Genomic DNA, 18,272 nt, shown 5'->3' with positions numbered 1-18,272 from the left:
CGCAACGACCATGCCCAACGCCAGGACCCCCTCGTCACCGCCGCCGTTGCCGCCGCCTGTCGGCCCCGGTTCGCCGCAGGACGTGCCGCCGCTGCCGGGGGATTTCCCCATCGACCCGGCGACGCTGCCCGGGCCGATCCGCGACGAACTGCTGGCGCCCGACCCGGAGGCGATCGACACCGCTTCCAGCGAGCTGAAGGACGGCCTCAACCGCTGTCCGAAGTGCGGTGCCAGCGACATCCGCCACAAGCCCGGCAGCGATCTGCTGATCTGCCTGTACTGCCGCCACGAATGGCACGGCGCGCGGGTCGAGGAGGAATTCGGGCTCGGCGAAGGCCTCGACCAGCTCAGGGGCACGGTCGTCGCCTCCGGCGCGCAGGACATCGCCGCCGACGCCGCCAGCCTGATGACCTTCAAGTGCAGCGGCTGCGGCGCCGAGGTGGCGGTCAACACCGAGAACGCGATGACCGCGCGTTGCCACTGGTGCCGCCACGTGTTCGGCGTCAACGAACAGGTGGCCAACGGCGCCGTGCCCGACGCGGTGCTGCCCTTCCACATCCGGAAGGACGATGCGGTCGCGCGCATCGGCCAGTTCGTGGACAAGCGGCGCATGTTCGCGCTGAAGGCGTTCAAGGAGCAGTTCACGCCCGAGAACGTGGTCGGCGTCTACCTGCCGTACATGGTCGTCGACGGCAATGCCAGCGCCGACATCGCCGGCCAGGGCGAGATCCAGACGCGCAGCTACACGGTGGGCAGCGGCGACAAGAAGAAGACCTACTACGACGCCGACGTGTACCGGGTCGAGCGGCACGTGGACTTCACCGTCGACGACCTGCCGCTGGAGTCCTCCGCCGAGCGCGGCAACCTGGACGCGAACGTCAACACCAACAACATCATCAACGCGATCCTGCCGTTCGACACCAAGAACGCGGTGAAGTGGAACGCCTCCTACCTGGTCGGCTTCACCTCGGAGAAGCGCGACCGCGACGTGGAGCACCTGCACCCGCGGCTGGAAGACCAGCTGCTGTCGATCGCGCGCGCCCAGGTCGAAAGCTCGGTGCGCCGCTACGGCCGTGGCGTGCGCTGGGAGCAGGAGCGGCTGGAAGTGCACGGCACCCGCTGGGTGTCGATGTACCTGCCGGTCTGGCTCTACTCGTACCACCAGCCGGGCCGCAACGGCGGCCTGCTGCACTACATCGCGGTGAACGGCCGCACCGGCGAGACCATGGGCAGCGTGCCGGTGCAGCAGTGGAAGCTGCTGCTGGCCGCGCTCACCGCCGGCACCTTCATCGAAGCCCTCGCAATCGCATTCCTGGTGGCTGCCACATGAGTGATGACAGTGGACTCTGGTTGTTGGCCGCCGGCCCTGCCGGCGCGACCGCGCTGTACTGGATGCTGTACCGCTATTACCGCAATACCGACAAATCCCATGCCTTCGAGCGCGAAACGGCGGTCGAGGCCAAGCCGGTGACCGGTACGGACGTGAAAGTCGGCGAAGTGAAGGGCACCCAGCGGCGGCGCATCCAGGGCGAAAACGCGGGGGCGTATCGCCAGCGCGTGAAGCGGGTGCGCTGAGCCGCCCTCGTAGGTGCGGGGCTTGCCCCGCACAGGGCATTGCCGGGAATGCCACGTGCGGGGCAAGCCCCGCATCTACGGGTACAGACCTTGCAGCAACGCGGCGAAGTCGCCGGCAAAACCGGCCATGTCGAACAACCCGGCATCGCGGCGCGCATCGCCCAGCCGCTGGCGCAGTTCGCGCAATGCCGCCGGGTCGTTGCCCAGCGCAATGGCCTTGGCGATGAAAGCCTCATCGTCGGCCACGTTCATTTCATCCAGCCCGAGATGATGGTTGAGGCTGCCGGCCACGCGCGCGGCGAAGGTGGCGCCGGGCGCGGTCAGCACCGGGCAGCCGGCCCACAGCGCATCGGAGGCGGTGGTGTGGGCGTTGTAGGGATGGGTGTCGAGGAACAGGTCGGCATGGCGGTAACGCGCCAGGTACTGCGGATGCGGCAGTTTTGGCATGAACACCAGCCGCGCCGGCTCCACGCCCTGCTGGCGGGCGACCTCGCGCAGCCGCTCGTCGGCGCGGCCGGGGCCGGACAGCAGCCACAGCACGCTGCCGGGGACGCCGCGCAGCACCCGCAGCAGACGGCCCACGCTGCGCGGGTTGAGTTTGTAGCTGTTGTTGAAGCAGCAGAACACCACGCCGCTGCCATCTTCGCCGCGCTCGGGCAGGCCGCAGTCCCGGCGTGATGGCGGTTGCTCGACCACGCGGGTGTTGTCCGAAGGCTGGAACGCGCGCGGCAAGCGCAGCACCTGCTCGCTGAAGGCCGGCTCCAGCGCCGGCGGCAGCACGAAAGCATCGGCCAGTACGTAGTCGATCCACGGCGCGCCGGACGTCCCGGGATAGGCCAGCCAGTTGACCTGCACCGGCGCCGGCCGCATCGCCAGTACCTCGGGCGTGCCGCCGCCGCCCCAGCCGCGCAGGTCGAACAGCACGTCGATGCCGGCCTCGCGGATACGTGCGGCGATGGCTGCGTGCGGCCGCCCGGCGACGTCGTGCAGAGTGTGGGCGGCCCCGCGCAGGCGCTGGCGGATCGCGCTGCCGTCGTCGCGGTTGAGCGCGAACAGGTGCACCTGCAGTTGCGGGTACGCGCGCAACTGCTCGAACAGCGCCACCGTCAGCAGCCCGGTGGGATGCGCGCCGAAGCCATTGGACAGGAAACCGATGCGCAGCGGCCCTGGTGTGCGCAACCGCGCTGGCGGCAGTGGCCGCACCGATCGGGCGACCGCCTGCGCGCGCCGGCGGGCGCAGGCCAGTTGCTCGGCGGCGCTGGCGTCCTCGCTGAGGAAAGCGAACGGCTCCACCGCCGGGTTGCCCTGCGCGACGGCGGCGCGCACCTGCCGCGACAATGCATCCAGCTCGCGCCAGTCGCACAGCCGGCGCTGCCAGTTCAACCGTTGCGTGGCCATGTAGGCCTCGCCGGGCATCAGCGCGTGGGCGCGGCGATAGGCTTCGGCGGCGGCCTCGGGTTGGCGGGCGTCTTCCAGCGCATGGCCCAGCCACAACGCGATGCCCGGGTGCTGAGGTACCTGGTCGGAAGCGCGTTGCAGCAGGCCGGCGGCCTCGTCGTGGCGGCCCTGCATCCAGCGCGTGCGGCCCAGCCGCGCCAATGCTTCGGGATGCTCCGGTCGCAACCGCAACGCACGTTGCGCGGCTGCTTCGCCGGCAGCCAGGTCGCCCGCGCCCAGTTCGGCGTCGGCCAGCATCACCCAGGCGATGAAGTCGGCGGGTTGGCGCTGCACCGCCAGTCGCAGCTGCTGGCGTTCGTCGGCGGGGGAGTTCATGCGCGAGGAGCTGTTGCAGAGAGTGAGGTGATTTTGCCGTGTCGGGCGCTGTCGTGCCCACCATGTGCGCCTGTCCCCGATGGCGAGGCTGGGTTTTCGCCACCCTGCCGATGGATAGTTCTGTTCCTGTATCCACGCACGATGCAGCCCATGCTGGTCGGCATGTGAAGGCAGATGCATCGGCAAGCCGATCCTGGATGGTCGGCCTGCCGACGGCGTGATCGGACTTGCCGGTGGCCCGCTGGAAGGCGGTGTTCGACTGCAAGCGGCCGCTGAGGTGTCGGCAGCTCGCCGCGGCAACCATGACCCTGCCACGCGCGATCCGCGGGCCAGGCCGATGAGCACCTCGAGGGCCGGAGAAGAAGTGCGCCACCGCGAATGGTTCGCCTGCAGAGGGCCTGTCGCACGAGCCCGGTCCTCCCGCTTCTGTGCGAGCCGTTCTGATGGTCAGGTGTGCTCGCCGGGCCTGACGAAACGGATCCCGCGAGAGGGGCGAGAGCGAACGACCCTTCCCGGTTCTTGATCGAAGTCCTCTAGACCGTGATTCCTCCATCCACGCCGAGAGTCGCGCCCGTGGTGAACCCCGCGCTCGGCGAGCACAGGTAAAGCACCGCCCCGGCGATCTCCTCGGGGCGGCCAGTACGCTTCATCGGCTGCAGTCCGTTCAGGAATTCGCGACCGCTTTCCTCCGCCCGCATCTCCTCGTTCATGGGCGTGTCGATCACGCCTGGGCATACCACATTGACCCGGACGCCTTGCGAAGCGAATTCCACCGCCGCCGATTTGGTCAGCCCGATGACGGCAGACTTGCTCGCGTTGTAAATCGCCGAGCCGGGAAAGGCTCGGATGCCCAGGAACGAGGCGGTATTGACGATGCCGCCGCCGCCGCTTTTCATGATCGCCGGGATTTCGTGCTTCATGCACAGCGCGGTGCCGCGCACGTTGACGGCCAGGATGCGGTCGATGGCCTCGGTGGTTATTTCGGTAATGGGGGCGGGCGGGAGAAAGACTCCCGCGTTGTTGAATGCGAAATGCAGGCCGCCGAACACCTCGACGGCCCGCGCGACCATCGCTGCAATCTCGTCTTCGACCGAAACATCGGCCCGCACGAAGAGTCCTTTGCCGCCTGCCTGCCCGATGAGCGCGACGGATTCGGCGCCCTCATCCTCCCTTCGTCCGGCAACGACGACGCTGGCCCCTTCCTGGGCAAAGGCAAGGGCGGTGGCCCGGCCAATGCCAGAGGTGCCGCCGGTGACGAGAACGACTTTGTCGGCAAATGCTTTCATGGCGCTAGATCCTCTTTCGTTCTTCGATGCTGCGGCGCTTGGCATAGGCCGCGCGTGCCGCGTCCATGCGCGGCGAATTCTCGATGACCCACTCGGCGAGCGCCCGTACCGGGACAAGAAGCTCGAACCCGAGTTCGGTCAACGCATACTCGACCTGGGGTGGTTTCACCGGGGTCACCGTACGGGAAACGAAGCCGTTTTCCTCCAGGTCCCGCAAGGTCGAGGCCAGCACCTTCTGGCTGATCTCGCCGACCTCACGGCGCAGTGCATTGAAGCGGCAGGGGCCGCTGCCGAGGACGTGCACCACGAGCATCGTCCACTTGTCGCTGATCCTCGCGATCATGCCGCTGATATGCCCGCACTGGGCGCTATCTCCGCGGTGAGTTGGTTTCCTCAAAGTGCCTCCTTGTAGGGTCCGATGACTTGCCCTAGCGTGGTATCCAACAGAAACCAGCATACGGAAGGTTACCGTGAACTCAAAGCCGAGAATTGCCGTCATCATCGGTTCGACCCGCCCGACCCGGTTTGCCGACGTCCCCGCGCAATGGATCCTGAAGCAGGCCCGGGCGCGTGGAGACATGGACGTGGAGTTGGTCGACCTGCGCGATCACCCGCTGCCGTTCTTCGACGAGATGGCTTCCAACATGTGGATGCCAAGCCGGAACCCCGAGGCTGTCCGCTGGCAGGAAACGATCGGCCGCTTCGATGGCTACATCTTCGTGGTCGCCGAATACAACCATTCGATCACCGGGGTTCTCAAGAACGCGCTCGATCAGGCCTACAAGGAGTGGAACCGCAAGCCGTTCACGGCGATCGGCTACGGCGGCATCGGGGCGGCGCGCGCCGTCGAACACCTGCGGCTGATCGGCGTGGAGCTGCAAATGGTGTCGACGCACGCCGCGGTCCACATCGGCGGCGGCGATTTCTTCGCCGTGCATCCGATGTTCGGCAACAAGCCGATCGAGGATATCGAGGCCAGCCTGCTGCCCTCCGCCGAGACCGCACTGGACGAACTGCTGTGGTGGGCCAAGGCAACGATGGCCGCGAAAGCGCTCGCAGCATGACCCGTTCGGACACGGCCACGCACCCCACGGGGCGATCCGGGCGAAGGATCGCCCATCGCACGCGTGGCCGCGGTGCGCGGTTCATCAGCCCCGATGAACTCGGGCATGTGCTCAAGCCGTTCGTCTATTTCGACCTGTTCGACAAGGATGGCCCCGAGATGATGTTCGGATTGCATCCCCACTCGGGCATCGCGACCGTTACCGGCGTATTCGAAGGCGCAGTGGCCTATACCGATCCGAGCGGCACACAGGGCACGGTCCTGCCAGGCGGTTTCGAATGGATGATGGCCGGCAAGGGCATGTGGCACGGCGGTGGCGCGGTCGAAGGGCGCGTGGCCGGGTTTCAACTGTGGCTTGCACTGCCGCCCGGGCTGGAGCTTGCAAATTTCGCTTCGCGTTACATCGGGTCGAACGAGATCGATGAGGACGGTCCTGCGCGGGTCCTGTTGGGGTGCAGTGGATCGGCAACGGGCAAGGTCGCATCCGACCTGCCTGTCACGTTGCTCACCGTGCGGCTCGCGGCCGGCGAGACCTGGCGCTTCACGCCGCCCGAGGGGCAAGACCTGCTTTGGATTGCGCTCGCGGAGGGCGCGCTGTCGGTGCCGGATGATGTTGTTGCTGGCGAATTGATCGTCTTTGAGCGCTCGGATGGCGGCGTTGTCTTCGAGGCAAAAAGCGATGCCCACTTCGTCCTGGGTGCCTCGAAACCGCATGACCACGAGTTGGCGATTGGCCGCCACTCGGTTCACACCAGCCCGGGCGCCTTGGCGCAAGGGGAGCGGTACATCCGGAAGCTTGGCGCTGAACTGCGCAAGCTCGGGCGTATCTGAGGCAACGCTTTGCCCAAGCCTGTTTGGAATTGCCAGACAGCGGCAGGTGCCTGCTGATCACTCGTCAACAAGCTTGGGGCTGCGCGGTGCCGGACACTTTGGGGCTGCATTTGGCCGGCAGCGGCTGCCCGGCAATGGTCCGGCATGACGCCCCGAAGATGCGGGTTATATCAGTGGCTTCCCTTCGCCCGGACAACGCAGTCCGGGAGCCGAAGCCGGCTGGCGGGGATCGTGCCCGAAGATGGCGGGAGGACGAACGCAGCGGTCACGCTAGACCGCTCAGTTGCCCTCGGCCAGCCGCGCCAGTTCGTCCACCTGGTGCTCGTGCTGCAGGCGCTCGACCAGCGCGTCGAGGTCGCCCTCGATGATGTTGGGCAGGTCGTACAGGGTCAGCCCTTCGATGCGGTGGTCGGTGATGCGGCCCTGCGGGAAGTTGTAGGTACGGATGCGCTGGCTGCGGTCGCCGCTGCCGACCTGCAGCTTGCGGGTCTGCGCTTCGGCGGCCGCCTGCTTGCTGCGCTCGGCGTCCAGCAGCTGCGCTTTCAGGCGCTTCATCGCCTTGTCGCGGTTGGCGTGCTGGCTGCGCTCGGTCTGGCATTCGACCACCACGCCGCTCGGCACGTGGGTGATGCGGATCGCCGATTCGGTCTTGTTGACGTGCTGGCCGCCGGCGCCGGAGGAGCGGAAGGTGTCGATCTTCAGGTCGGCCGGGTTGATGGCGATGTCCTCGACGTCGTCGGCCTCGGGGATGATCGCCACGGTGGCGGCCGAGGTGTGGATGCGGCCCTGCGATTCGGTGGCCGGCACGCGCTGCACGCGGTGGGTGCCGGATTCGAACTTCAGCTTGGAATATGCTCCGCGGCCGACGATGCGGGCCACGATCTCCTTGTAGCCGCCGTGCTCGCCGGGGCTGTCCGATTCGATCTCGACCTTCCAGCCCTGGCGCTCGGCGTAGCGGGCGTACATGCGGAACAGGTCGCCGGCGAAGATCGCCGCCTCGTCGCCGCCGGTGCCGGCGCGCACTTCCAGGAACAGGTTGCCGTCGTCGCGCGGGTCGCGCGGCACCAGCAGCAGCGCCAGCGCCGCGTCCAGTTCGGTCAGCCGGGCCTGGGCGATGGCGATCTCCTCGTCGGCCAGCTCGCGCATTTCCGGGTCGGCGCGCATCGCCTCGGCCGCGGCCAGGTCGGCCTTGGCGCGGGCTTCGTCGGCCAGTGCCACGGCCACCGGCTCCAGCTGCGCGAACTCGCGCGAGAAGTTGCGGAAGCGCTCGTTGTCGGCGAGCACTCCCGGGTCGGACAGCAGGCGTTCCAGCTCTTCGCGGCGCTCGGCCAGCGCTTCCAGCTTACGGCGCAGGGTCGGCGTCATCGTTCCTCGCAACGGGGTGTCGGTAGCCCGGGCTGGCCGGGAACAGGCGCTCGGCGGCGCGGGTCAGGTCGGTGTCGCCGTTGAGCGCGGCTTCGCGCAGGGCGGCGGTGGGCGGGTGCAGCAGGCGGTTGGTGAGGCTGTGCGCCAGCAGTTCCAGCACTTCCTCCGGCGACTTGCCGTGGGCCAGCTGCTGGCGCGCCTTGTCCAGCATCTCGATGCGGGTGGCCTCGCCGTAGGCGCGCAGCTGCTTGAGCGGCGCCTGGTGGGCGCTGGCGTGCAGGGTTTCCAGGTAGCGGGCGACCTGCAGGTCGATGATCGCCTCGGCCTCGGCCGCGGCTTCGCGGCGGCTGCGGCGGTTGTCCTCGACCGCGCGCTCCAGGTCGTCGACGGTATACAGGTAGGCGTCGGCCAGTTTGCCCACGCTGGCCTCGATGTCGCGCGGCACCGCCAGGTCGAACAGCAGCATCGGCTTGTGCTTGCGCGCACGCAGCGCGGTGGCGACCTGGGCGGCGGCGATCACCGGCTCGCGCGCGGCGGTGGCCGAGAACACCACGTCGGCCTCGGCCAGGTGGCGCTCCAGCTCGGTCAGCGGCAGCGCCACGCCGCCGTAGCGGCTGGCCAGTTCCTGGGCGTGGGCGAGGGTGCGGTTGGCGATCAGCAGCCGCCGCACCTTGCCTTCGCTCAGGTGTTTGGCGGCCAGTTCGATGGTCTCGCCGGCGCCGACCAGCAGCACCGTGGATTCGTCCAGCCGCGCGAACGAGTTCTGCGCCAGCCGCACCGCGATGGAGGCCACCGACACCGGGTTGGCGCCGACCCGGGTGTCGGTGCGGGCGCGCTTGGCCACCGAGAAGGTCTGCTGGAACAACCGGTCCAGGCGATGGCCGAGCACGCCGGCGTCGCGCGCCAGCGCCCAGGCGTCCTTCACCTGGCCCAGGATCTGCGGTTCGCCCAGCACCATCGAGTCCAGCCCGGTGGCGACCCGGAACAGGTGGCGCACCGCATCGGCGTCATGGTGCTGGTACAGGTAGCCCTGCAGTCCGCCGGCCTGCGACTCCAGCCAGTGCGCCAGCGCTTCGCCGCGTTCGGCCACCGCGTACAGCTCGGTGCGGTTGCAGGTGGACAGCAGCACCGCCTCGGCCAGCTGCGGACTCTGCCGCAGCGAGGCCATCGCCCGCGACAGCGCGTCGCCGCCGAAGGAGACCCGTTCGCGCAGGTCCACCGGCGCGGTCTGGTGATTCAGTCCGAGCACCCACAGGGTCATCTGTTCAGTTGCTTGCGATAAGCTGCTGGCCATTCAAGGCCGCCATTTTACGGTCCGGTTGTCCTCGATGCCCGTATTGATTCGCATCTGTAGCGTTCTGTTGCTGGCGCTGCCCGCTTTTCCCCTGCTGGCCGCGCGCCCGGCGGGGCCATCGTCCGCACCCACGGCCGAGGAGGCGGCGTCGCTGACGCCGGTGCTGGCCGGCGAATTCGCGTTGCAGGCCGGCAAGCTGGCCGATGCCGCGCGCTGGTACCTGGAGGCGGCGCAGGCGGGCAAGGACGACGCCGGGCTGGCCGAGCGCGCCGCACGCATCGCCATGCTGGCCGACGACGATGCCCGCGCCACGCAGGCGCTGGCGTTGTGGGCGCAGCGCGATCCCGGTTCGCTGGGAATGCGCAGCACCCGCGCCTCGCTGGCCTTGCGCCAGGGCGAGCTGCGCAAGGCCCGGCGCGAACTGCTGGGTCTGTTGCGCGACCGCGATCCGCGCGGCTGGCGCTTCGCTCTGGTGGCGTTGGCCGGCGGCGGGCGCGATCCGGCCGTTCCGGCCCAGGTGCTGGGCGAGCTGGTCGACGCCGGCGCCATTCCCGACCGGTTGGAAGCCTGGCAGGAGTTCGGCCGGCTGGCGCTGCGCATGGACCGTCCGGAACTGGCCCAGCGCATGGTCGGCGAAGTGGTCCGGCGCTTCCCGGACGAGCCGCGGGTGGCCCTGCTGCACGCCACCCAGCTCAACCAGGCCGGCAGGAAGGACGACGCCTTGCAGGTGCTCGCCGGGGTGGAACCGAAGACGGTTGCCGACCCGGAACTGCGCAATGCGCTGGCGTTCGCCTACGACGCGCTGGGCGAGGCGCGTGCGGCCGAGCGGGTGCTGGGCACCGGGCCGCAGGACCTGCAGACCTGGGGCATGCGCGCCTCGCTGCTGGCCAAGCAGCAGGACGAGGCGGCACTGGCTGCGTTGTACGAAGAGCTGGCGGCCGGGACCGATACGCCCGATCCCGGCCAGCAACTGCTGCTGGGCAAGATCGCCGAGTTCCTCAAGCGCCACCAGGAGGCCGTGGACTGGTACCAGCGCGTGCCGGACGGCCCGCAGCGCAGCGAGGCGCGGCTGCGCGCCGCCAACGCCCGTTACGAGCTGGGCGACAGGGCAGGGGCGCTGCAGGCCGCGCGCGCGATCCAGGCCGATGCCGCGGTGGAGGACGAAGCGCGCCGCGACGCCTACCTGCTCGAGGCCGAGCTGTACCAGCGCAGCGACGATGCCGCCGGCGAGCTGGAGGTGCTCGGCCGCGGCCTGGCCGCCTATCCGGACGAGAACGCGCTGCTGTATGCCCGCGCGCTGGCCTGGGAGCGGGGCGACGACATCGAGCGGGCCGAAGCCGACCTGCGCAAGATCCTGGTCACCGAGCCGGAGAGCGTGGCCGCGCTCAACGCACTGGGCTACACCCTGGCCGACCGCACCACCCGCTACCAGGAGGCGCTGGAGCTGATCGACCGCGCCCGCGTCGCCGAGCCGGACAACGCCGCCATCGTCGACAGCTACGGCTGGGTGCTGTACCGCCTGGGCCGCAACGAGGAAGCGCTGGTGCAGCTGCGCCGGGCCTGGTCGCTGGCCAAGGACCCGGAGATCGCCGCCCACGTCGGCGAGGTGCTGTGGGTGCTGGGGCAGCAGGACGAGGCCCGGCGCTTCTTCGACGAGGCCCGCAAGCTGGATCCGGACAACCGCGCGCTGCAACGCGCCATCGAGAAACTGGGCGTATGACGCATTCGATTTTCAGGGCGCCGTTGCTGGCGCTGGCGGTGCTGTCGCTGGCCGCCTGCGGCTCGCTGGGGTCGCGCAAGGCGCCGGCGCCGGAGGAAGTGGTCGAGGTGTCCGAACAGGCGCGGCAGGCCGAGGCCGAGCGCCAGGCGCAGCTGCGCGCGCAGCCGGACTGGACGTTCCAGGGCCGGGTGGCGGTCAGCAAGGGCCGCGACGGCGGCAACGGCCGCATCGACTGGCAGCAGCAGGACCGGCAATACCACATCCAGCTGGCGGCACCGGTGACCCGGCAGAGCTGGCGGCTTTCCGGCGACAGCCGCCAGCCGGGCGCGCGCCTGGAAGGGCTGGACGGCGGCCCGCGCGCCGGCGACGACGCGCAGTGGCTGTTGCTGGAGGCCACCGGCTGGGATATCCCGGTCAACCAGCTGCCGGACTGGGTACGCGGACTGGTGGCGGCCGATGCGCCGGCGCCGGAGCGGCTGGGCAGCGATGCCGAAGGCCGGCCGCGGACCCTGCACCAGCTGGGCTGGGACATCGGCTTCCTCGACTGGTACCCGGCCGAGGATGGGCGTCCGGCGCTGCCGCGCCGCATCGAGGCCACCCGCGGCGATGCCAAGGTGCGCTTGATCGTCGACCAGTGGAGTTTCGAGGTTCCATGAGCGTTCCCGCGCTGCCGGACGATGGCTGGTCGCACTGGCCGGCCCCGGCCAAGCTGAACCTGTTCCTGCAGATCACCGGCCGTCGCGCCGACGGCTACCACCGGCTGCAGACGGTTTTCCGGCTGCTGGATTGGGGCGACAGCATCGCCCTGCGCCCGCGTGGCGACGGCCGGATCTGCCGCCACGGCGCCTCGGTGGCCGGTGTCGCCGAGGCCGACGACCTGGCGGTACGGGCGGCGACCCTGCTGAAAAATTCGGCGAATATCGCCGAAGGTGTGGATATCCGCATCGAAAAGCGCATTCCTGCCGGTGGCGGCTTCGGTGGCGGCTCGTCCGATGCGGCGACCGTGCTGGTGGCGCTGAACGCGCTGTGGGGCGCCGGGCTGGATGAAGATGCGCTGGCCGCGCTGGGGCTGGCGCTGGGCGCCGACGTGCCGGTGTTCGTGCGCGGCCGCAACGCCTGGGCCGAAGGCGTGGGCGAGGAGCTGGTACCGCTGGCGCTGGCGCCGGCCTGGTACGTGCTGGTCGATCCGCAGGTGCACGTGCCCACCGCCGCCCTGTTCCAGTCCCCGGATTTGACGCGGGATGCCGCGCCCGCGAAAATAGCGGACTTCGCTTCCGGGGCTCTGCTCGGCAATGCGTTCGAGCCGGTGCTGCGCCGCCGTGAACCCGCCATCGAAAGCGCGTTCCAGGCGTTGTCCAGCATCGGCCGGGCACGCTTGACCGGGTCGGGCAGCGGCTGCTTCGTCGAGTTCGCCACGCGCGCTGCCGCAGAGCAGGCCCTGGTGCGATTGCCGGAGCGGTTGCGGGCATGGGTGGTGGCAGGCGCGGAGCGCTCGCCGTTGCTCGATGCGCTGGCGGCGATGAAGCAAGTTTGATGCAGGGGCGTCGCCAAGAGGCCCAAGGCACCAGGTTTTGATCCTGGCATTCGTAGGTTCGAATCCTACCGCCCCTGCCACTCCGGAACATCCGCGTTCCCGCTGCACCCGATCACGTTCCTCCGCTACGCGCCCACCCGAGAGAACCTTCATGCAAAACGCCCCCAATCTGCTGGTGTTCTCCGGCAATGCCAACAAGCACCTGGCGCAGAGCATCTGCAAGGAGCTGGGCATCCGCCCGGGCAAGGCGCTGGTGTCCACCTTCTCCGACGGCGAAGTGCAGGTGGAGATCCAGGAGAACGTGCGCAAGCAGGACGTGTTCGTGATCCAGCCGACCTGCGCGCCCAGCGCCGAGAACCTGATGGAGCTGCTGGTCATCATCGACGCGCTCAAGCGCGCCTCGGCGGCCAGCGTCACCGCGGTGGTGCCGTACTTCGGCTACGCCCGCCAGGATCGCCGCATGCGTTCCTCGCGCGTGCCGATCACCGCCAAGGTGGCGGCCAAGATGTTCAGCGCGGTCAACACCGACCAGCTGCTGACCGTGGACCTGCATGCCGACCAGATCCAGGGCTTCTTCGACATGCCGGTGGACAACGTCTATGCCTCGCCGCTGCTGCTGGCCGACATCTGGCGCGCCTACGGCACCGACAACCTGATCGTGGTCAGCCCGGACGTGGGCGGCGTGGTGCGCGCGCGCGCCGTGGCCAAGCGCCTGGACGACGCCGACCTGGCGATCATCGACAAGCGCCGCCCGCGCGCCAACGTCTCCACGGTGATGAACATCATCGGCGACGTCGAGGGCAAGACCTGCGTGATGGTCGACGACATCGTCGACACCGCCGGCACCCTGTGCGCCGCCGCCGCCGCGCTGAAGGCGCGCGGCGCGCTGAAGGTGGCCGCGTACTGCACCCACGCCGTGCTGTCCGGCCCGGCGGTGGACAACCTCAACAATTCCCAGCTCGACGAGCTGGTGGTGACCGACACCATCCCGCTGTCCGATGCGGCGCGGGTGTGCAGCAAGATCCGCCAGATCAGCGTGGCCGAGATGCTGGCCGAGACGATGCGCCGCATCGCCTTCGGCGAGTCGGTCAGCTCGCTGTACGTCGATTGAGTTTCCCCGCCGGCCGGCGACGGCTGGCGGAATCCTGGCCCGCCTGGTCGCGGGTGGGCCATCAAAATGCCGCTTCGGCGGTCATCAACCTAGGTAGTGAAAAATGGCTAAGAGTCATGAAATCAAGGTCCAGCGTCGCGAAGGTCAAGGGCAGGGTGCGAGCCGCCGCCTGCGTCGCGAAGGCCAGGTCCCGGCAGTGGTGTACGGCGGCGACCGTGCCCCGGCCAACATCCAGCTGAACCACAACGAAGTGTGGCTGGCCCAGCAGAACGACTGGTTCTACTCGTCGATCCTGGACCTGAACCTGGACGGCCAGGTCTACAAGGTGCTGCTGCGCGATATCCAGCGCCACCCGTTCAAGCAGCTGATCATGCACCTGGACTTCCAGCGCGTGAACGCGAACGAAGTGCTGCACGCCACCGTGCCGCTGCACTTCATCAACGAGGAGATCTCGCCGGCCGGCAAGTCCGCCGACGTCGTGGTCACCCACGAGCTGAAGGAAGTGAACATCGCCTGCCTGCCGGGCGACCTGCCGGAGTCGATCGAAGTCGACCTGGCCGAGCTGAAGGCCGGCGACATCATCTACCTGTCCAACCTGAAGCTGCCGAAGGGCGTCGAGATTCCGGGCCTGAAGCTGGGCAAGGACCACGACGATGCCGTCGTCGCGGCCAAGGCCGGCAAGGGCGACGATGCCGACGCCGCCGACGAAGCAGCGGCTGCCGAGTAATCGTCATCGTTGCGTCCGCCCTCCGGGGCGGGCGCAGCGGACGTGCTGACGCATGACTGGCTTGCGACTGATCGTCGGTCTGGGCAACCCCGGACCCGAACATGCCCAGACCCGGCACAACGCCGGGTTTCGTTTCGTTGACGCCCTGGTCGAACAGGCCGGCGCGCGCTGGGGCCTGGACTCCAAACTCTTTGGCGAGATCGCCAAGATCGACGTCGCCGGGCAGCCGGTATGGCTGCTCAAGCCGGCCACGTTCATGAACCTCAGCGGCAAGTCGGTCACCGCGGCCCTGCGTTACTGGAAGATCGAGCCGGAGGAGGCGCTGCTGGCGCACGACGAGCTCGACCTGGCGCCGGGCGTGGCGCGGCTCAAGTTCGATGGCGGCCATGGCGGCCAGAACGGCCTGCGCGACACCATCCGCCTGCTCGGGCACGGTCGTTTCCATCGCCTGCGCATCGGCATCGGCCATCCGGGTCACAAGGACCGCGTGGTGTCGTGGGTGCTCGGGCGCCCCGGCAAGGACGACGATGCGCTGATCGGCCGCGCCGTCGACGATGCGGTGTCGGTACTGCCCTTGGCGGTGGCCGGCGATTTCAACGAGGCGATGAAGCGCCTGCACACCCCCAAGCCCTGATTCGGGCTTGCGGTTTTCCGGCGCCGCCGCGAAACCGCAGCCCCGAATCTCGAATCGTGGAGTTCCCATGGGTATCAAATGCGGCATCGTCGGCCTGCCCAACGTCGGCAAGTCGACCCTGTTCAATGCGCTGACCAAGGCGGGCATCGCCGCGGCCAACTTCCCGTTCTGCACGATCGAGCCCAACGTCGGCATCGTGCCGGTGCCCGATCCGCGGCTGAACCAGCTGGCCGAGATCATCAACCCGCAGAAGGTGGTCCCGACCGCGGTCGAGTTCGTCGACATCGCCGGGCTGGTGGCCGGCGCCGCCAGCGGCGAAGGCCTGGGCAACAAGTTCCTGGCGCACATCCGCGAGGTCGACGCGATCACCCACGTGGTGCGCTGCTTCGAGAACGACGACGTCATCCACGTCAACAACAAGGTCGACCCGCTGTCGGACATCGACACCATCGACACCGAGCTGGCGCTGGCCGACCTGGACAGCGTCGAGAAGGCGCTCAACCGTGCCGAGCGCGCGGCCAAGGGCGGCGACAAGGACGCGGCGGCACGCAAGCCGGTGCTGGCCAAGCTGCAGGCCGCGCTGGCCGACGGCAAGGCCGGCCGCAGTGCCGGGCTGGACGAGGAGGAGAAGGCGCTGGTGCGCGACCTGTTCCTGCTCACGCTCAAGCCGGTGATGTACATCGCCAACGTGCTGGAGGACGGTTTCGAGAACAACCCGCACCTGGATGCGGTGCGCGCCCGCGCCGCGGCCGAAGGCGCCCAGGTGGTGCCGGTGTCGGCGGCGATCGAGGAAGAGCTGTCGCAGCTGGACGACGCCGACCGCGATGCGTTCCTGGCCGACCTGGGGCTGGACGAGCCGGGCCTGAACCGGGTGATCCGCGCCGCCTACAGCCTGCTGGGGCTGCAGACTTACTTCACCGCCGGGGTGAAGGAAGTGCGCGCATGGACGGTCAAGGCCGGCGCCACCGCGCCGCAGGCCGCGGCGGTGATCCATACCGATTTCGAGAAGGGCTTCATCCGCGCCGAGACGATCTCGTTCGAGGACTTCATCAAGTACCGCGGCGAAGCCGGCGCCAAGGAAGCCGGTCGCCTGCGCCTGGAGGGCAAGGAATACCGGGTCCAGGAAGGCGACATCCTGCACTTCCGCTTCAACGTCTGACGCCGGCCGGGCCCTTGCCGGCACCCCGCATGGGCGGGGCGGCGATTCTCCCGGCAAACGCGCCGGGCAGGGGGTGGCCCACCCGCCTGCGGCCGTTGATGAAGCGCTTCGGCCAGGGCGTCTCGCGGGGTGACAGGTTCTGTCGGAAACCCCGGGCCGCCGTCCTGTCGGGGTCTCCCGGCGACCCGGGCAGCACGAAAACCCGCCGCAAGGCGGGTTTTCGCGTTCCGGGGCGGCCGAAGCGGGCAGTTGCCGGCGCGGCGGGGGATAGAATCGCGGCTCCTTGCCGGGAGTCCACCCCATGAACCTGAAGTCCGTCGCGCTGCTGTTCCTGTCCGTATTCCCGGCCGCCGCCATGGCCGTGGAGCCGTTGCTGGTGATCCACGGCGGTGCGGGTGTCGTGCGCTCGGGGTTGTCGGCCAAGGATGAGGCGGCCGCACGTGCGGCGCTGGAGGCCGCATTGCGCAAGGGCCACCAGCAGCTGGCGGCGGGCAAGCCGGCGCTGGCGGCGGTGACCGCGGCGATCACCGTGCTCGAGGACGATCCGGCCTTCAACGCCGGCCGCGGCGCGGTGTTCACCCACGACGGCCGCAACGAACTGGACGCCTCGCTGATGGATGGCGCCACCCTCGGCGCCGGCGCGGTGGCCGGGGTGCACCGGGTGCGCAACCCGATCCTGCTGGCGCAGGCGGTGATGGAGAAGTCGAAGCACGTGATGATGGTGGGCGAGGGCGCCGAGGCCTTCGCCCGCGAGCAGGGCATCGAGCTGGTCGATCCGGCCTGGTTCCGCACCGAGAAGCGCTGGCAGCAGTTGCAGCGTGCGCTCAAGGAGGAGGGGGCCGGGCAGGCGCATGCGGATCTGGAAACCGCCAGGTACTTCGGCACCGTCGGCGCCGTGGCGCGGGATGCGCGGGGCGCGCTGGCGGCCGGCACCTCCACCGGCGGCATGACCAATAAACGCTACGGCCGGGTGGGGGATTCGCCGGTGATCGGCGCCGGCACCTGGGCCGACGCCCGCTGTGCGGTGTCCGGCACCGGCTGGGGCGAGTTCTACATCCGCGTCGGGGCCGCGCACGACATCTGCGCGCGCATGGCCTACCTGGGCGAAAGCCCGGCGCAGGCCGGCGAGGAGGTGATCAACCGGCGCATTCCGCAGCTGGGCGGCGACGGTGGCGCGATCGTGCTGGGCGCCGACGGCCAGGCGGCGCTGCCGTTCAACACCGAGGGCATGTATCGCGGCTGGATCGGCGCCGACGGCATCCCGCACGTGGCGATCTTCGCCGACGAAACCCTGCCGCTTCCCGGCGGCTGAGGCCGTTTCCGGGGGATGGCGATCTTTTTGTGTTTTCGATGAAAAAGATTGTTGACAAGATCCGGATTCATCACCAAAATTGCGGGCTCTTTCACCCCGCACCGATTTGGCTTCGGCCTCGCGGAGCAGGGTAAAAAGGAGGGATACCCAAGCGGCCAACGGGGGCAGACTGTAAATCTGCTGGCTTACGCCTTCGGTGGTTCGAATCCACCTCCCTCCACCAGTTTCACGTTGTGGCAACAAGTTCCCGGTGCGGGAGTAGTTCAACGGTAGAACCTCAGCCTTCCAAGCTGATGGTGCGGGTTCGATTCCCGTCTCCCGCTCCATTGAACGACAATACATGTCACAATAGACAACTCGCTCACGTAGCTCAGTCGGTAGAGCACCTCCTTGGTAAGGAGGAGGTCGAAGGTTCGATTCCTTTCGTGAGCACCATCTTTCAGACGCACTACATCCAACCTGTTACCGAGAAGAAGCAGCCATGTCCAAGGGTAAGTTCGAGCGTACCAAGCCGCACGTCAACGTCGGCACCATCGGCCACGTCGACCATGGCAAGACCACGCTGACCGCCGCGCTGACCAAGATCGGCGCCGAGCGTTTCGGTGGCGAATTCAAGGACTACTCCTCGATCGACGCCGCGCCGGAAGAAAAGGCCCGTGGCATCACGATCTCGACCGCGCACGTCGAGTACGAATCCGAGAGCCGCCACTACGCCCACGTGGACTGCCCGGGTCACGCCGACTACGTCAAGAACATGATTACCGGTGCCGCGCAGATGGACGGCGCGATCCTGGTGTGCTCGGCCGCTGACGGCCCGATGCCGCAGACCCGCGAGCACATCCTGCTGTCGCGCCAGGTCGGCGTGCCGTACATCGTCGTGTTCCTGAA

18 protein-coding genes and 4 tRNA genes are annotated in these 18,272 nt (G+C 68.7%); 17 read left to right on the top strand and 5 right to left on the bottom strand.

Going from position 1 to position 18,272, the window contains the following annotated elements; all coding sequences use genetic code 11:
• The first annotated feature begins 10 nt into the window (after positions 1 to 10).
• Entirely contained in the window at positions 11 to 1,330 is a 1,320-nt protein-coding gene (locus OK345_RS02200; RefSeq protein ID WP_265126274.1) for a TFIIB-type zinc ribbon-containing protein, read from the top strand.
• A complete protein-coding gene (locus OK345_RS02195; protein WP_265126273.1) occupies positions 1,327 to 1,575 on the top strand; it encodes a hypothetical protein in 249 nt (82 codons plus the stop codon). The genes OK345_RS02200 and OK345_RS02195 overlap by 4 nt, the downstream gene beginning before the upstream one ends.
• Positions 1,576 to 1,650: 75 nt before the next feature.
• Here OK345_RS02195 and OK345_RS02190 read toward each other — a convergent pair whose 3' ends face one another.
• The 3 genes from OK345_RS02190 to OK345_RS02180 all read right to left on the bottom strand — a co-directional run bounded on the left by OK345_RS02190 (position 1,651) and on the right by OK345_RS02180 (position 4,977).
• Positions 1,651 to 3,348 (bottom strand): O-linked N-acetylglucosamine transferase, SPINDLY family protein, encoded by a 1,698-nt coding sequence (locus OK345_RS02190; protein WP_265126272.1) that lies wholly within the window; start codon positions 3,346 to 3,348, stop codon positions 1,651 to 1,653.
• Positions 3,349 to 3,881: 533 nt separating this feature from the next.
• Entirely contained in the window at positions 3,882 to 4,634 is a 753-nt protein-coding gene (locus tag OK345_RS02185) for an SDR family NAD(P)-dependent oxidoreductase (protein WP_265126271.1), read from the bottom strand.
• Positions 4,635 to 4,638: 4 nt separating this feature from the next.
• Complete coding sequence (locus tag OK345_RS02180) at positions 4,639 to 4,977, bottom strand: winged helix-turn-helix transcriptional regulator (protein WP_265126270.1); 339 nt, start codon at positions 4,975 to 4,977, stop codon at positions 4,639 to 4,641.
• 127 nt (positions 4,978 to 5,104) lie between these two features.
• Here OK345_RS02180 and OK345_RS02175 point away from each other — a divergent pair, with 127 nt between their 5' ends.
• Entirely contained in the window at positions 5,105 to 5,698 is a 594-nt protein-coding gene (locus OK345_RS02175) for an NADPH-dependent FMN reductase (RefSeq protein WP_265126269.1), read from the top strand.
• On the top strand, positions 5,695 to 6,528 hold the full coding sequence (locus OK345_RS02170; protein ID WP_265126268.1) for a pirin family protein: 834 nt from the start codon (positions 5,695 to 5,697) through the stop codon (positions 6,526 to 6,528). The genes OK345_RS02175 and OK345_RS02170 overlap by 4 nt, the downstream gene beginning before the upstream one ends.
• Positions 6,529 to 6,807: 279 nt before the next feature.
• On the opposite strand, the gene prfA is transcribed toward OK345_RS02170, so the two are convergent.
• Together prfA and hemA are read right to left on the bottom strand one after the other, a co-directional pair.
• Positions 6,808 to 7,893: a peptide chain release factor 1 gene (prfA, locus tag OK345_RS02165; protein WP_265126267.1), complete on the bottom strand. Its 1,086-nt coding sequence runs from the start codon at positions 7,891 to 7,893 to the stop codon at positions 6,808 to 6,810.
• Positions 7,871 to 9,154, bottom strand: a complete 1,284-nt coding sequence (hemA, locus tag OK345_RS02160; RefSeq protein WP_265126266.1) for a glutamyl-tRNA reductase — start codon at positions 9,152 to 9,154, stop codon at positions 7,871 to 7,873. Before hemA ends, prfA begins: the two co-directional genes overlap by 23 nt.
• Before the next feature lie 67 nt (positions 9,155 to 9,221).
• Between hemA and OK345_RS02155 the strand changes: the two genes are divergently transcribed.
• From OK345_RS02155 to OK345_RS02095, 13 genes are all read left to right on the top strand, one after another.
• Positions 9,222 to 10,907: a tetratricopeptide repeat protein gene (locus OK345_RS02155; RefSeq protein WP_265126265.1), complete on the top strand. Its 1,686-nt coding sequence runs from the start codon at positions 9,222 to 9,224 to the stop codon at positions 10,905 to 10,907.
• Positions 10,904 to 11,563: a lipoprotein insertase outer membrane protein LolB gene (lolB, locus tag OK345_RS02150; protein WP_265126264.1), complete on the top strand. Its 660-nt coding sequence runs from the start codon at positions 10,904 to 10,906 to the stop codon at positions 11,561 to 11,563. The genes OK345_RS02155 and lolB overlap by 4 nt, the downstream gene beginning before the upstream one ends.
• The gene (gene ispE / locus OK345_RS02145; RefSeq protein ID WP_265126263.1) at positions 11,560 to 12,441 is read left to right on the top strand and encodes a 4-(cytidine 5'-diphospho)-2-C-methyl-D-erythritol kinase; all 882 of its coding nucleotides are present in this window, start codon (positions 11,560 to 11,562) and stop codon (positions 12,439 to 12,441) included. The genes lolB and ispE overlap by 4 nt, the downstream gene beginning before the upstream one ends.
• A 3-nt stretch (positions 12,442 to 12,444) precedes the next feature.
• Positions 12,445 to 12,521 (top strand) — tRNA-Gln (locus OK345_RS02140).
• Between the two features lie 71 nt (positions 12,522 to 12,592).
• Complete coding sequence (locus OK345_RS02135; protein WP_265126262.1) at positions 12,593 to 13,552, top strand: ribose-phosphate diphosphokinase; 960 nt, start codon at positions 12,593 to 12,595, stop codon at positions 13,550 to 13,552.
• A gap of 103 nt (positions 13,553 to 13,655) precedes the next feature.
• Positions 13,656 to 14,279: a 50S ribosomal protein L25/general stress protein Ctc gene (locus OK345_RS02130; RefSeq protein ID WP_265126261.1), complete on the top strand. Its 624-nt coding sequence runs from the start codon at positions 13,656 to 13,658 to the stop codon at positions 14,277 to 14,279.
• Between the two features lie 52 nt (positions 14,280 to 14,331).
• Positions 14,332 to 14,913, top strand: a complete 582-nt coding sequence (gene pth / locus OK345_RS02125) for an aminoacyl-tRNA hydrolase (protein ID WP_265126260.1) — start codon at positions 14,332 to 14,334, stop codon at positions 14,911 to 14,913.
• Positions 14,914 to 14,980: 67 nt separating this feature from the next.
• Positions 14,981 to 16,072 (top strand): redox-regulated ATPase YchF, encoded by a 1,092-nt coding sequence (gene ychF / locus OK345_RS02120; RefSeq protein ID WP_265126259.1) that lies wholly within the window; start codon positions 14,981 to 14,983, stop codon positions 16,070 to 16,072.
• 301 nt (positions 16,073 to 16,373) lie between these two features.
• A complete protein-coding gene (locus tag OK345_RS02115; RefSeq protein ID WP_265126258.1) occupies positions 16,374 to 17,384 on the top strand; it encodes an isoaspartyl peptidase/L-asparaginase family protein in 1,011 nt (336 codons plus the stop codon).
• 137 nt (positions 17,385 to 17,521) lie between these two features.
• Positions 17,522 to 17,607: transfer RNA gene (locus tag OK345_RS02110), tRNA-Tyr, on the top strand.
• A gap of 29 nt (positions 17,608 to 17,636) precedes the next feature.
• Positions 17,637 to 17,710, top strand: a tRNA-Gly gene (locus tag OK345_RS02105).
• Between the two features lie 33 nt (positions 17,711 to 17,743).
• Positions 17,744 to 17,819 (top strand) — tRNA-Thr (locus OK345_RS02100).
• 46 nt (positions 17,820 to 17,865) lie between these two features.
• Positions 17,866 to 18,272: GTP-binding protein (locus tag OK345_RS02095; protein ID WP_265126257.1), on the top strand; the 407-nt coding region annotated here is incomplete at its 3' end.

Origin of the sequence: Xanthomonas chitinilytica, assembly GCF_026107455.2 — a bacterium.
Lineage (GTDB): Bacteria > Pseudomonadota > Gammaproteobacteria > Xanthomonadales > Xanthomonadaceae > Stenotrophomonas > Stenotrophomonas chitinilytica.
The sequence above is the reverse complement of the archived record's forward strand: the minus strand, read 5'-3'. Positions and strand labels throughout refer to the sequence as shown.